Genomic DNA, 13,954 nt, shown 5'->3' on the forward strand with positions numbered 1-13,954 from the left:
AGCCTCAGCGCTTCGCTCGTGCGGCCCGCAGGCCGTTCAAGATCACGATGACTTCGGCGACCTCGTGAACCAACACCACGGCGGCTAGGCCCAGCACGCCGGTGATCGCCAGCGGCATCAACACGATGATGATGGCCAGAGACAGCACGATGTTTTGGTTGATGATCCTGCTGCCTCGGCGGGCGTGCTGCAGAGCCTGCGGGATCAGCCGGAGGTCGTGGCCGGTGAAGGCGACGTCAGCGGACTCGATCGCGGCGTCAGAGCCGGTCGCTCCCATCGCAATGCCCACCGTCGCGCCTGCCAGTGCCGGCGCGTCGTTGATGCCGTCGCCGATCATCGCCGTCGGCGTCTTGGAGGAGAGTTCGGCGACGATGTTTGCCTTGTCCTCCGGTCGCAGCTCGGCGCGCACGTCGTCGATTCCGGCGATTTCAGCCAGCGCCCGGGCGGTGCGAGTGTTGTCGCCGGTGAGCATGCTCACTTCCACGTCGTTGGCGTGCAGGGTCTGCACGGCTTCGGGAACCTCGGGACGCAGCTCGTCGCGGACACCGATCGCCCCGGCGAGGGTGTCATCGACGGTGACCAGGACGCAGGTCTGGCCCTCGGACTCCATGCGCTCAACGTCTGCCTTCAATGGCCCGGCGTCGATCCACCGGGGGCTGCCCACCAGCACTCGTCGGCCTTCGACGGTGCCGCCGATGCCATGCCCGGCTTCCTCGCTGATGTCCGAGGCGGTGGGCGCTTCGGGCGCCGCTGCCGCGATCGCCGCGGCGAGGGGGTGCGTCGATTGCTGCTCAACTGCCGCCGCGAAAGCAAGCACCTGCGCCCGATCGAATCCGTCCGCCGGGACCACGCCGGTAACCTCGGGCTGGTTGCGGGTAAGGGTTCCGGTCTTGTCCACCGCCAGGTGACGGATGCCGCCGAGCCGCTCGAACGCCGCGCCGGACTTGATGACCACTCCGAACTGACTGGCCGCGCCGATCGCGGCCACGACCGTCAGCGGCACGGAGATTGCCAGCGCGCACGGCGAGGCTGCGACCAGAACCACCAACGCACGGGTGATCCACGTCTCGGGGTCGCCCAGCAGCGAGCCAATCACACCGACCAGCACCGCCAGGATCATCACCCCGGGCACTAGGGGTTGGGCGATCCGGTCGGCGATCCGGGCGCGGTCGCCCTTTTCCGCCTGTGCCTGCTCGACCAGGTCGACGAGGGTGGTCAGCGAGTTGTCCGTTCCAGCTGCGGTCGTCTCGATCTCCAGCACACCGGCGGAGTTGATTGCTCCCGCGGGTACCTCGTCGCCGGGTGCGACCTCCTCCGGAATGGATTCTCCGGTGATCGCTGAGGTGTCAAGGCTGGATCGTCCGGAACGAATGATGCCGTCCGTGGCGATTCGTTCCCCGGGGCGCACGAGCATTAGCTCGCCAACCACGAGGTCCTTCGCTGCGACCTCGACCGCCGTGCCGTCGCGCAGCACCGTCGCGGTCTGCGGCACCAACTTCAACAGTGCCCGCAGTCCGCTCTGGGCCCGGTCCATCGCCTTGTCTTCCAGTGCCTCGGCGATCGAGTACAGGAACGCTAGCGCCGCGGCCTCTCCGACGTAACCGAGGAACACCGCGCCGACCGCACTGATCGTCATCAGCAAGCCAATGCCGAGCTTGCGCTTCGTGACAAGGTTCCGGATCGCTCCAGGTGCGAACGTGTAAGCGCCCAACAGCAGGCCGACCCAGAACAGTACTGTCGCGGGTGTCTCCAAGTCGGACCAGTCCAGCGCCAGACCTATGAAGAGGGCTATGCCGGAGAAGATCGGCAGTAGCAACTCGGGGTCCTTCCACCATGGCCGATCGAGCTCTTCGACCTCCGCGGCGGGTTTGTGTTCGCATCCACACGCTGAACTCATGCGTCCGCTCCCTTCTCGCCGCAGCCGGGGACCGAGCACTCAGAGTCGATGCATGGGGCGTTTTCGTCGACAGCCAGCGTCGCGTTGACCAGCGCGTTGAGCGCTGCTGCGAGATGCGGATCGGCGATTTCGTAGCGTGTCTTGCGGCCCTCCGGCTCGGCGACGACGATGCCGCAGTCGCGCAAGCAGGTCAGGTGGTTCGAGACGTTCGAGCGGGTCAGGTCCAGGTCGCGCGAAAGCACGGCCGGGTAGCTCGGGCCGTCGAGTAGTGTCATCAGGATTCTGGAACGCGTCGGATCCGCCATGGCCCGGCCGAGCCGGTTCATGACGTCGAGGCGTGAAGCAATGGTCAGCATGCGCTGAACTGTACAGTGGCTACTGAACTGGCGCAAGGCGTGAGGAGTCTGCTACTGCCTCCGCCCCCGCTACGCCGTTTCGCAGGCTCCTCTACGATGTGTTCGGTAAAGCACATCCGTTTAGAAGGGACGTCCGTCGATGGCAACCTCGACATCGCCGCGTAAGGCGTACACCGACGAACAAGGAATCGAGCGCGCCTCGAAGCAACAGCAAGAAGGCCTAGAGGCGAAAGTAGAGGAGAAGGCGCCCGCTGCGGCTCACGTGCTGCGGATGAACGAGCGCTTCGGTACCGAAGGCGGTAACCAGCTTGCCGGTGGCATTACGTACTTCTCGGTGCTGTCGCTGTTTCCGCTGCTCATGCTGCTTTTCGCTGGCCTCGGTTTCTTCCTGAGTGCGCGGCCGGATCTGATCCAGGAGATTGAAAACCAGATCACCTCCTCCGTGGACGGCGATCTGGGCGACATGCTCAATGAACTGGTCAATGCTGCTATTGATCAGCGCGGTGCCGTCGCTGGTATTGGTTTGCTGACCACCCTGTGGTCTGGCCTGGGCTGGATGAACAACCTGCGCGTGGGCGTGTCCGCGATGTGGAAGGTGGATGCGAACGAGGGCGGCAACTTTGTGACGAAGAAGTTGGCCGACCTACTGGGCCTGATCGTGCTCATTGTCCTGTTCGTGGTGGCTGCAGGCGTGACCGCGGTTGGCGTGTCCGGCTGGACCAGCACCGCAATGGAGCGCCTTGGCATCGGTGATTTCCCGGGCGCGCGCCTCGTGGTGTGGGTCGTTGGATTCCTGGTCAGTGTGCTGGCCAGCTTCCTGGTCATGCTGTGGGTGAACATGTACATGCCGCGCACGAAGGTGCCGGTGAAATCAGGTCTGAAGGGTGCGCTGCTCGGCGCGGTCATCTTCGCCATCTTGCAGCAGTTCGCAGGTCTGGTGATTTCCTCCGCTACCGGTAACCCGGCGGGTGCAATCTTCGGCCCGATCATCACCCTCATGGTCGTGCTGTACCTGATCTGGCGCGTGGTGCTCTACGTTGCAGCATGGACTGCGACGACGCAGGAGTCCCTGGACGCAGCCCCGGCGGAGGTTCCGGAGCCGGCCGTGATCAATATCCGTGCAGGTGCGGTGCGTAACACCGATAAGTCGGCGTCTACCGGCAAGGCGCTTGGCGTCGGCGCCGCGCTTGGCGCTATCGGCGTTGGCCTCGCTTCCGTGCTGACGCGAGACTAACCACAGCGGCAAGCAACGCGAGGGCCACAACGCCCGCAACGACAAGGTAGGACCACCAACGGTTCCAGGCCGTCTCCTCTTCCATACCGGAGTTCTCTTCGGGCGTGGGGGAGGGGGCGGCCTTCGTCGTTTCAGGGGTGTTGGTCTCTGGGGGCGCTAGCTTTGCGACGACACCCTCCACCCCATACGCCGCATGCAGCAGCATCTGCGCCTGTTCCCAGGCGCGGTGTTCGTGGGCAGTGGTGTCGAGGACGACGGCGACGAGGCGGCGGCCATCGTGGTTGACCGCACCGACGAAGGTGTGGTTGGCGTCGTCGGTGTAGCCGGTTTTTCCACCGATGCCGTCAGGGTCGTTGAGGTAGAGCTTGTTGTCATTCCACAGCTCAAAGGCTGGTAAGTCGTCGAATCCGGGGAACGTGTAGGACTCGGTGGCGACGATGTCCGCGAACGTGGGGTTCGCAAACGCCGCTTTGTACGCCAGGCCCATATCCCACGCGGAGGTGGACATGCCGGCGCTGTCCAGGCCGGAATACGAGGTGGCACGGGTATCGGTCATGCCGAGTGTTTTGGCCATTTCGTTGATCTTCAAAAGCGTCATCTCGTTGCCGCCGAGCGCCTGGGCGAGCGCGTGGGCGCAATCGTTGCCAGAGGCCAACAGCAGACCGTGGAGCAGGTCGTTGACGGTGTAGTCGCCGCCCTCGCCGATGCCTGCGGCGGAGCCTTCCTGGCCCGCGGACTCGGCGGATACCGGCACTTTCTGGTCTAGCGGCAGTTCGTCGATCGCCGCCAATGCCAACAGCACTTTGATGATCGATGCCGGACGGTATCGTCCGTGCGGATCCTTCATCGCCACCACGTCGCCGGAATCCAGGTCAGCCACCAGCCACGCGGATGCGAGCACGTCCTGCGGAACCTCGTAACCGTCGGCGACGCTGACCCCACACGGCCCGTCGTAGGTCACCGGCAACGCGTCCGGCGTGCTTGTGGCCCGTTCTGAGGTGGAGACAGGCTCCGGCGGCCAGGTTGCCTGCGGGCAGTTATCGGTATCGGGTGCTTTGTCGCGCTTGGGTGGGACCCAGTTGCCGGTGTCGTCGTAGTAGCCGGTGGTGGGGGCGGCCGGCTCGATGGCATCGGTTGGGGCGGGGGTTTCGGCGTCTTGCGCGTTCGCTGTCAAGCACAGCCCCATGCTCAAACACACCACCGGAACTGCTGCCAACGTGCGCTTGATCATTTAGGACCCCTTCTGTTTGTAGCGGGTGACGAGGCGGTCGATGAGCTCGTCGGTAAGTTTCTCATCGGAAAGAATGATATCGAGCATGTCAGCATGCATCGCCTCAGTTTCCTCCGGATCTGGTTCTACCTGGTCATCGTAGGAATCGCCGGAGAGATCCATGCCGATGCCGTCGAGGAGCCCCTCGTCTTCAACAGGGGTGTCAATTCCCGTGGCTTCTGCGAGCATCTCCGCATCAATAGCGGGGAACTGGGTGGTGAACTCGGTGAGGAAATCATCCGCATCGCTCATCGCCTGCGCCGGGCGCTTGCCCTTGCGGATCTCCGCATCGATGCGACGCTGCAACGCCTTCTCCATCTGGCGGTGGCGCCAGGAGCGCACACGGGTTGGCTCCAACTCGCGGGCCACCGCGCGTGATTTGTTCTCAGCCTTGCGCGCAAGCGTGGCTACCTGCGTCGCCGTCGCGTTCACAGTGGTATTTACCGGAGCGAACTCCGAGTCGGTGGAAATGCGCCAGTTGCCGTAGTAGCCGAACAGGAACAGGGCGAAACTGGCAACAGGTCCGAGAATCATGCCCCAGGCGAGGTAGCCAGTGGCGTTGCCGATCAGCGTGATCACTGCACACGCCACTGCCGGCAGCACGGTGGGTTGGTTACCGCCAAACACTGACGGTTCTTGGCCGGTGACCACGTCGCGGATCATGCCGCCGCCGGTCGCGGTGAAGACACCCATCATGATGGTGGGCACAACCGGAAGCCCGTACTGGATTGCTTTCGACGCACCCGTGGACGCCCACAATGCGGAGACCAACGCGTCGCCATGCGATTGCAAAAATTCCCATGCGCGGCCCTTGAAGTAGGTGAACCTGGCGATCAACGCGCCGGTAAACGCAAGGATCAGGTACTCAGGCTGGCTCATTGCTGCGACGGTGCCCTCGTTTATCAGCACGTCGCGCAACATGCCTCCGCCGAGTGCGGAAAGCATCGCGATGAAGAAAAACCCCACGATGTCGTAGCCGAGTTGGCGTGCCAGGGTGCCGCCAATGACACCCATGAGGAGCACGCCGGAGATGTCCATCCAGTGATAGATGGCGTTGATGAGGGGGTCGACCTGGTCCACTGCCATAGCCGACCATTCTAAACCTCAGGTCTTAGAACTTGGAGAAGCGCTTGATCAGCTGGTTTTCCATCTCGGTCCACGCTTCTGCCTTATCGGTGAACGGTGCGGACGGAACGTAACCGGCGGCGCGGGTGGAGCCAAGCATGTACGCCAGGTAATCCTGCATGCGCGGGTTGGCCAGCAGCAGGGAGTTCAGCGAATCGTCCTTCGCCCAGTCGGCGGCGTCCGCGAGCAGTTCGTAGGCCTTGGCCATCTGCTTGGTGTCTACCGCGTCGGTGCCCTTGGCAATGTCGGCGGCGATGCCGTTAAACGAGTAGGAGTTGTCCGGGTGAACCTCCACCTTGAGATCACCAGCGTTTGCCGCGTTGAGGATGTCCTGCCAAGTGGACACGCCTGCGAGGTCGTGGTCGTCGTTTTCCAAAATCCAGCGGCCGAGGTGCTTCGTGGACGGGAAGGTGATGATCTCGCCGTACTTACCCAAGAACACCGGCGCGCCGTTCAGGTACGTGCGCAGCGTGTACACGCTCTGGCCCTGGATGGAAACCTTCACCGGGTCGATGCCAGCAAGGCCCCAAACGGAGGAATCGTACGGGTCCTGCGCGGCGGCCTGTGCCTGCTCGTCGGCGCGGCGCTGCTCCTCAGCCGCTGCGCGTGCTTCCTGTGCTTCAGCAATAGCGGTGGTTGCTGCGGCAACCTCGTTCGCATCGAGATCTTGCGTATCGACGACACGCACCACCTCATCCAGCGACTCCACAACCTGCTTCCAATTGGTCAGCACAACGCGGCCCACACCCGACCATTCAGACATGCCGTTCTCGCCCGCGTAGTGGTCCGCGCCACGGTTGACGTTGCCCAAAATGGAGTGGGAGGCGAAGAAGATCTGCGCATGCTCAGCGCTGGCCACCTCGGCCAGCGAACGCGACACCTGGAAGACGCGTGCCAGCGACGAGACGTTCTCGTGGCTCGGACGACCCGCTAGGAAGTTCGGGGCGCCAATGATGTCGTAGTACTGCTTGTCACCCGGCACGACGCGGTCGTCGCCCTGAGTGTTAAACGCCTCCCACTTCGGGTGATCACTCAGGTCATGCGACGGGTTGGTGTTGAGGTAGGCCAGAAGCTCCTCGGGGGAGTTGAAGGCGAGGACCGACTGGTCGTCGCCAAGAAAGGCCTGCCACTGCGTGCCCTTCTCTTTCCAGGTTGGGGCCCACAGGGTGTAAAAATCGCCCTCGGTCAGGGACAGTTTCACGGGAAGGATCGCGCGGGTACTCATGGGGTGAGAGTCTACTCAACTCACAGCCAGCAGATTAACCGGTTGGCCGCCAGAACCCGTAGAACGGCATTCCGATGTTCTCGGTGCGCACCGGGTTCATCTGTACCGGGTCGCCGGCCTCAATCATCATGCCGTCGCCTGCGTACATTGCGGCGTGGCCCGACCAGAGCACAAGATCGCCCGGCTGCAGTTCCTCGTAGGACACCTGCCTGCCAACCGTCTGGTCGGCCGCAACGCGAGGAATCTCCATCCCTGCCTGGCTGTATGCCCAAGATGTCAGCCCGGAGCAGTCGAAGCCACCAGGGCTCGACCCTCCCCAGACATATGGCGTGCCCAGTTGGCTTTTCGCTGCGGCCACTGCGGCTGCGCCGACTGGTGAACCACCCTGTGCCGGTGCTGGCGTGGGCTCCGGTGGAGGAGCAGACATTGGCGTGACCTCAGGCGGAGCAGGCGCGGGGACCGTGGCTGCGGGTTTCGGTGCAGTCGGCAGCGCCGCGGCCACAAGCTGGCGCGGGGATGATGGCACCGAGGCCGATAGGCGCTGCAACTCTGCGTTCGCTGCCTCACCGAGCGCGCCCGGACCCGGCATGACACGGGCGGCCGCCGCAGCGGTCGACGCCCCCAGTTTCGTCGCAAGGGCGCCCAGGTCCTTCTCCAAGCTCTGCAAAGCCGCCATCGCAGCATCGAGCGCCTGACAGACTTGTGCCGCGACAAACGCCGCTGCACCAATTGGGCCGATTGGTGTCGCCGCAAGCGCGGGCGCTGCCGCGGCGTTGCGCATGAGACCGATTGCAATAGAGACAAGCTCGGCGACCGCGGCCGAAGCGCGGACTGACCCGCGCAGGACTGCGTCACTGATATCTGCACGGTAGGCCGCCAGGTCGGATGCAGCCTGCAGCCTGGTTTCTCCGCTCGCGTTAGCAACCTGTGCGAGCGGGCCGAAGTCCTTGAAGTCCGGCATGCGATAGCCCGGAAGGGTCGGAAAATCGATGATGTCTGCCATGGACAGAATCTGTGCCGCAGCAGTACCGATATCTAACGAGAAGTTCAGGTGGCGGTTGTTTGTCACTGATGGCGGCCCGCCGAGCGAGGAAAGCGCGTCGAGCATGGTGCTAAGGGTGGGGTTCATAGTGTCGCTCCAAACTTGTGGCAGGTGGCGGTATCGACGGCGCACGCAGCATCAACGGTGAGGTCCATGGTTGCGGCGATGCGCCGGGCTTCGTCGCGAAGCAAAGTGGCGTCGCTGTTCGCTTGCTCGATAGCGGTGGACACTGCGTTGTGGAATTCGCTCATTGGCCACACATCGGGCACTGGCACATAGTTGAGGGCGCGCAGCGAGGCTGCGTCGTTGCGTAGAGAATCGGTCATGGAAAACACGGATGCGGAATCAAATTGAAAGACAGTCATGCACATTGGACGGTGAAAACCCCACGCCGGTTCCCTCGTAGGAGAAAAAACTTTGGTGAATTAGCATGGGCAGCATGGACATCACGGTTATTAACCACCCGCTGGCTGCTTCGCGGCTGACCATTATGCGCGACAAGCGCAGCGACAACGCAGCTTTTCGTGCGGCGTTGGCCGACCTCGGCGCAATGCTGATCTACGAGGCGGCGCGTGATTTGAAAGTCGAGCAGTTCGACACCGAAACCCCAGTTGCGGTCGCTCAAGGCACGCGGCTGGCCACCCCGCCGATCATCGTTCCGATCATCCGAGCCGGTCTGGGCATGATCGATCCAGCACTGTCGATGATCCCGGACGCCCAGGTGGGCTTCATCGGCTTGGCTCGCGACGAGAAGACCCACGAACCGGTGCCGTACCTCGAAGCACTGCCCGACGATCTGTCTGGACAGCCGGTGTTCCTGGTGGACCCGATGCTGGCAACCGGCGGCTCGCTCATCCACGCCATCGATCTGCTTGTTGGCCGCGGTGCGGACGACATCACCTGCATCTGCATGGTCAGTGCACAGCCGGGCGTGGATGCGCTCAAGGCTCACGGCGGGCCTGTCCGCCTGGTTACTGCGACGATCGATCCGTCGCTGAACGAGGACGCCTACATCGTGCCTGGCTTGGGCGATGCCGGTGATCGTCTCTACGGTCCGCGCAACATCGACCTCTAACGCGCATAACGCGCGTACAGTACAAGCGCAGCGCAAGGTCTACGCGCCACGGAACCGAAAATAACCGTGGCGTGCACACTTGCGCTGCGCTACATTGTGAGCACAACGGCACAACAGCACAACGACACAGCCAGGGGGAGAGCTGTCATGGGGGAATTGCTACCGGACTCGCACTGGGCCAGCTACGCGCTGGGCTTGGGAGAACGTATTCGCGCGCTGCGCATCATGCGGGGGTTGAGCCAAACACGCCTTGCGGAACTCGCTGGAGTGTCGCGCTCGCTTGTGTCCAACATTGAGCGCAACGACTACAACGAGCGGGCTGCCGACCCAACCTTAAGCACTCTCTACCGCATCGCTCGTGCGCTGCACGTGCCACCTGCGATGCTGTTGCCGGGCAGTCTTGACGATGTCGACGATGCCTACGTGCTCCAAGGCCCTGACGCCAAAGTGGAGGCGATCATGTTCCAGTGGCCCCGCAGTCCGTACGACACTGCCCGGTTTTCCACCGCCTATCTTCAACCCGGCGCACCGAGGGGAACACCAGTGTTTAGCGTTGCTGAACAGATTCAGCACTGCACTGAAAACGCAGTACCGAAAAAGCAGTGCGCTTCTAGCGTGGCGACGACCCCGGCGTAGACTCTGTGCAACATATGCACTTGCTTGTACCCGCTGTACAGGACGACCTTAAGGGAGGACGCGTGAGTAACGCCGGAATCGCTACAGCCGTGGCGGCTTGGTTTGATCAAAACCAGGACAAGGTCGTGGGGTGGCGTCGGCACATTCACTCACACCCAGAGCTATCCAACGAGGAAGTGGAAACTACCGAGTTTTTGGTCAACGTACTGGAGGAACATGGTCTGAAGCCGGTGTGCTTCCCGGGCACCGGGTTGTATGTGGACCTTGGTCCTACCGAAGGCAAGCGCTTGGCGTTTCGCGCAGACATCGATGCGCTGCGTGTGCCGGAGCAAACCGGTTTGCCGTTCGCGTCGGTGAACCCGGGCGTGTCGCACTCGTGTGGCCATGATGTGCATACGACGGTTGCTCTGGGCCTTGCGTGTGCGTTGTCCACGATCGAGCTTGAGCAGGGTGTTCGCGTGATCTTCCAGCCTGCGGAAGAAGTTATGGGTGGCGGCGCGCTGGACGTGGTCAAGTGGGGCGGGTTGGAAAATGTTTCCGCGATTTATGCGGTGCATGCCGAGCCGCATATCCGTGTTGGGGAGATCGGCGTGCGCACCGGTGCGATCACCTCGGCGTCTGACGTGATTCGTATCGATGTCCAGGGCCCCGGCGGACATACGTCGCGCCCGCAGTTGACCGCCGATGTGGTGTACGCAATCGGTGCGCTGATTACTCAGTTGCCGGCGTTATTGTCGCGCCGGGTGGATCCGCGCACAGGCACTGTGTTGGTGTTTGGCCACGTCAATGCGGGTGATGCGGCGAATGCGATTCCAAAGGTGGGAGTCTTGGAAGGCACGTTGCGCACGGCGGATATTACGACGTGGCGTGAGATCGAGGACTTGATTACGGACCTGATCGACCTTGTCGTTGCGCCGACCGGTTGCACGTACCACCTGGATTACATCCGCGGTGTGCCGCCCGTGCTTAACGACGACGCCGCCACCGCCCTGGCCGTCCAAGCCGCCCGGTCCGTGGACCCGCACAGTGTTGTCTCCGCCCCGCAATCCAGCGGTGGGGAGGACTTTTCGTGGTACCTCGAGCACGTGCCCGGCGCGATGATGCGCTTGGGTGCGTGGAACGGTGAGGGTGAGCCACAGGATCTGCACCAGGGGAACCTGAATGTTGATGAGCGGGCGATTGGGGTTGGGGTTCGTTTGTTCGGTGCGATTGTGGAGCAGTACTTCCGGGTGGGTGAGGTTTCTCCGGCTCCGGGTAGACTGTGACGTTGTTTAACCTGTCACGTCAAGTCTGAAACTTTGAGGAGAGCCGTTTTGTCCAAGAAGATTGTCATCATGGGTGGAGGCCCCGGCGGATACGAGGCCGCGCTGCTCGCGTCGAAACGCGGCGCAGACATCACGTTGGTGGAAGATTCTGGGGCTGGCGGCTCGGCGATCCGTAAGGACGTTGTGCCGTCGAAAAGCTTCATTGCGGGCGCGAACATTAAGACGGACTTGCGCCGCGCGGACGATATGGGGCTCAACCACACGTTGGGTGACGCGAAGCTGTCGCTGCTGGCGCTGAATGAGCGTGTGAAGCAGTTGGCGGCGGAGCAGTCCAGTGACATCCGCGAGCAGCTTGAGCGCAAGGGTGTGCGCCTGGTCAAGGGGCGTGCGCGCTTCTCTGATAAGCAGGTCGGTCACACTACGCATGACATTGAGATTGTCACCGAGTCTGGTGAGACTGAGCACGTCAGCTGCGACATGGTGCTTGTGTGCACGGGTGCGAGCCCGCGTGTGCTCAAGGGGGCGGAGCCGGACGGCGAGCGCATCCTGAACTGGCGTCAGATGTATGACCTGCAGGAGCTGCCGACCCACCTCATTGTGGTTGGTTCTGGCGTGACTGGTGCGGAGTTTGTCTCTGCGTTTGCGGAGCTGGGCGTGAAGGTGACCATGGTTGCTTCCCGCGATCGCATTTTGCCTCACGACGACGCCGACGCCGCCGATGTCTTGGAGAAGGTCCTGGCGGATCGCGGCGTGCAGTTGGAGAAGGACGCGCGTGTGGAGCGTGTGGAAAACACGGGTGACGCTGTGGTCGTGCACACCACTGATGGCCGCGCCATTGAGGGTTCGCACGTGATGATGTCCATCGGTTCTGTTCCGAATACGGCGGATCTGAACCTTGAGGCTGCAAAGGTGGAGACCACCCCGTCCGGCCACATTCATGTGGACCGCGTCTCGCGCACTAACATCGCCGGCATTTACGCTGCGGGCGACTGCACGGACCTCATGCCGCTGGCGTCGGTCGCGGCGCAGCAGGGCCGCACTGCCGTTGACCACGCGATGGGCGACGGTGTCAGCCCGATCCGCCTGAAGACGGTTGGCAACGCCGTGTTCACCCGCCCGGAGATCGCTGCCGTGGGTGTCACGGAGCAGGAGATCCGCGACGGCAAGGTTGAGGCAGACATCTACAAGCTGCCCTTGTCGACGAACCCGCGCGCCAAGATGCGTTCCCTGCAGTACGGATTTGTGAAGATCTTCGCCCGCAAGGGCTCCGGCCAGGTCATCGGTGGCGTAATCGTGGCGCCGACGGCATCCGAGCTGATCTTGTCGCTGACCATCGCGGTAACCAACAGCCTCACCGTCACCCAGCTGGCTAACTCGATGGCGGTGTACCCGTCGCTGTCAGGTTCGATTACCGAGGCGGCGCGCCGCCTGATTACAAAGTCGGATCTGGACTAGCCGGAAACGCACGTTGGGGGCAGCGGGTGCGCGGACACGTCGCGCACCCCGGACCAATCGGGGTAGCTGACGCCGGGGCCAGATCAAGGCCGTCGGCGTACACCAGTTGGGGTGCGTATGCGGCGTCGCAGCCAAGCGCTACGGCGTGCTCGCGCCGGGGCTGACCAAAGCCCACGGCGGGACCCTGCACCATGCGCGCAACCCACATCTGTGTGCGCCCGTCCGGGGTGGTGGAGACCTGCCTGGTCACACGGTTTGGGGTTTCAAACGCACGGTGCACCACCCATAGCGGGCAGGTATCGCCGGAGACGGCGAAGCGGAACGACGTGGTGGCCTGGCGCTTGGACACATTTCCTGCGCGGTCGGTGCGCATAAATACAAACGGCACAGCCTGCGCGCCGGGGCGCTGCAGTGTGCCGAGGCGTTGGCAGGTGGATTCGAATCCGGTGCCGAAGCGGGCCGAGATGACATCGATGTCGTAGCGCGTCTCGTGGGCAGCCTGCAGGATCTCCGTGTACGGCATGGTGACGGCAGCCGCGAAGTACTGGGCTAAGCCGTGGGTGGTGACGTTGCGGGCCGGGGTGTCGTCGATACGCGCAATGAGCTCTGACATCACGTCGCCGTGGGCGAGATTGCTGTAGCGGTAGGACAGCTCGAAGCACTGTTGCGCTTCGCTCAAGCCGGAGCGCAGGCGGATCTCGCGGGTGGTGGTGTCGATGTCGGAGCGACCCGACTCCACAGGCTGGTTGAAGCGCACGGTGTAGCCGAAGTCGCGGTCGAGGACCGACGCAAGACGGGTCAGGCGCAACTGGCGGCCACCAAGATGCTCCGCAAGCGTTTCGGCCGCTGAATCCAGGGAGTGGAAGTAGTTGCTGTGTTCCTGGAAAAAGCTGCGTGCGTACTCGTAGGGGTTGGGGGCTTGCTCGTTGAGGCGCTCGGGGATGGTTCGGACACGCTCCGCAAGGGTAGGGAAGTGGCGGGCGAATTCCTCCAGCTCGTGCTGCGCGATGCCGGGGAGCAGTTCCGAAAGGGCGGCTGCGGTTTCGCGTTCGGCGTCGCCGGAGAAGAAGGAAGCATCCACCCCGAAGGCGGACGTTAACTGCAACAACACCGTCGCCGTGAGAGGGCGCTGATCGTTTTCCAACTGGTTGAGATAGCTCGGCGAGATACCGACGAGGACCGCCGCATCGGCTTGAGTGAGGTTGCGAGCGGTGCGCAGTGTGCGGATCTGACCCCCCGCGTACAGCTTTGCCATCGTTGATTTTGCTCCTTCTCAGCCGCTTGGCCTGGTGATTTGCAACACTTTGCAAGTCTGTCAGTTTCAGGACGCAAGAATACGCAACTTCCACTATGATGCGCAACACACTTTCGCTC

The 13,954-nt window shown here is 63.0% G+C and carries 13 protein-coding genes; 5 read left to right on the plus strand and 8 right to left on the minus strand.

Annotated elements, in window-relative coordinates; all coding sequences use genetic code 11:
* Nucleotides 1-4: 4 nt before the first annotated feature.
* Nucleotides 5-1,897, minus strand: a complete 1,893-nt coding sequence (locus HMPREF3145_RS08625; protein WP_070422822.1) for a heavy metal translocating P-type ATPase — start codon at nucleotides 1,895-1,897, stop codon at nucleotides 5-7.
* Nucleotides 1,894-2,253, minus strand: coding sequence for a Cd(II)/Pb(II)-sensing metalloregulatory transcriptional regulator CmtR (locus tag HMPREF3145_RS08630; RefSeq protein WP_070422823.1), 360 nt, complete (start codon nucleotides 2,251-2,253; stop codon nucleotides 1,894-1,896). Before HMPREF3145_RS08630 ends, HMPREF3145_RS08625 begins: the two co-directional genes overlap by 4 nt.
* A 139-nt stretch (nucleotides 2,254-2,392) precedes the next feature.
* Between HMPREF3145_RS08630 and HMPREF3145_RS08635 the strand changes: the two genes are divergently transcribed.
* Entirely contained in the window at nucleotides 2,393-3,487 is a 1,095-nt protein-coding gene (locus HMPREF3145_RS08635; RefSeq protein ID WP_070422824.1) for a YhjD/YihY/BrkB family envelope integrity protein, read from the plus strand.
* On the opposite strand, the gene HMPREF3145_RS08640 is transcribed toward HMPREF3145_RS08635, so the two are convergent.
* The 5 genes from HMPREF3145_RS08640 to HMPREF3145_RS08660 are packed head-to-tail and all read right to left on the minus strand — an operon-like array spanning nucleotide 3,447 to nucleotide 8,514.
* Nucleotides 3,447-4,718 carry a D-alanyl-D-alanine carboxypeptidase family protein gene (locus HMPREF3145_RS08640; RefSeq protein ID WP_245167944.1) on the minus strand — a complete coding sequence of 424 codons (1,272 nt, stop codon included), beginning with the start codon at nucleotides 4,716-4,718 and terminating at the stop codon, nucleotides 3,447-3,449. The two genes, HMPREF3145_RS08635 and HMPREF3145_RS08640, sit on opposite strands and share 41 nt — an antisense overlap.
* A complete protein-coding gene (locus HMPREF3145_RS08645; protein WP_083279474.1) occupies nucleotides 4,719-5,843 on the minus strand; it encodes a trimeric intracellular cation channel family protein in 1,125 nt (374 codons plus the stop codon).
* Between the two features lie 25 nt (nucleotides 5,844-5,868).
* Nucleotides 5,869-7,107, minus strand: coding sequence for a hypothetical protein (locus tag HMPREF3145_RS08650; RefSeq protein ID WP_070422825.1), 1,239 nt, complete (start codon nucleotides 7,105-7,107; stop codon nucleotides 5,869-5,871).
* A gap of 34 nt (nucleotides 7,108-7,141) precedes the next feature.
* Nucleotides 7,142-8,236, minus strand: coding sequence for a C40 family peptidase (locus HMPREF3145_RS11510; RefSeq protein ID WP_245167945.1), 1,095 nt, complete (start codon nucleotides 8,234-8,236; stop codon nucleotides 7,142-7,144).
* A complete protein-coding gene (locus tag HMPREF3145_RS08660) occupies nucleotides 8,233-8,514 on the minus strand; it encodes a hypothetical protein (RefSeq protein ID WP_070422826.1) in 282 nt (93 codons plus the stop codon). Before HMPREF3145_RS08660 ends, HMPREF3145_RS11510 begins: the two co-directional genes overlap by 4 nt.
* Before the next feature lie 74 nt (nucleotides 8,515-8,588).
* Between HMPREF3145_RS08660 and upp the strand changes: the two genes are divergently transcribed.
* From upp to HMPREF3145_RS08680, 4 genes are all read left to right on the plus strand, one after another.
* A complete protein-coding gene (gene upp / locus HMPREF3145_RS08665) occupies nucleotides 8,589-9,224 on the plus strand; it encodes a uracil phosphoribosyltransferase (protein ID WP_070422880.1) in 636 nt (211 codons plus the stop codon).
* A gap of 147 nt (nucleotides 9,225-9,371) precedes the next feature.
* Complete coding sequence (locus tag HMPREF3145_RS08670) at nucleotides 9,372-9,860, plus strand: helix-turn-helix domain-containing protein (protein WP_070482389.1); 489 nt, start codon at nucleotides 9,372-9,374, stop codon at nucleotides 9,858-9,860.
* Nucleotides 9,861-9,922: 62 nt separating this feature from the next.
* Nucleotides 9,923-11,125, plus strand: a complete 1,203-nt coding sequence (locus HMPREF3145_RS08675) for an amidohydrolase (protein WP_246817570.1) — start codon at nucleotides 9,923-9,925, stop codon at nucleotides 11,123-11,125.
* Nucleotides 11,126-11,173: 48 nt separating this feature from the next.
* Nucleotides 11,174-12,580, plus strand: coding sequence for an NAD(P)H-quinone dehydrogenase (locus HMPREF3145_RS08680; protein WP_070422829.1), 1,407 nt, complete (start codon nucleotides 11,174-11,176; stop codon nucleotides 12,578-12,580).
* Here HMPREF3145_RS08680 and HMPREF3145_RS08685 read toward each other — a convergent pair.
* On the minus strand, nucleotides 12,558-13,835 hold the full coding sequence (locus HMPREF3145_RS08685) for a helix-turn-helix domain-containing protein (protein ID WP_070422830.1): 1,278 nt from the start codon (nucleotides 13,833-13,835) through the stop codon (nucleotides 12,558-12,560). The two genes, HMPREF3145_RS08680 and HMPREF3145_RS08685, sit on opposite strands and share 23 nt — an antisense overlap.
* Nucleotides 13,836-13,954 lie beyond the last annotated feature (119 nt).

This window comes from Corynebacterium sp. HMSC05C01 (assembly GCF_001807155.1).
Classification (GTDB): Bacteria; Actinomycetota; Actinomycetes; order Mycobacteriales; family Mycobacteriaceae; genus Corynebacterium; species Corynebacterium coyleae.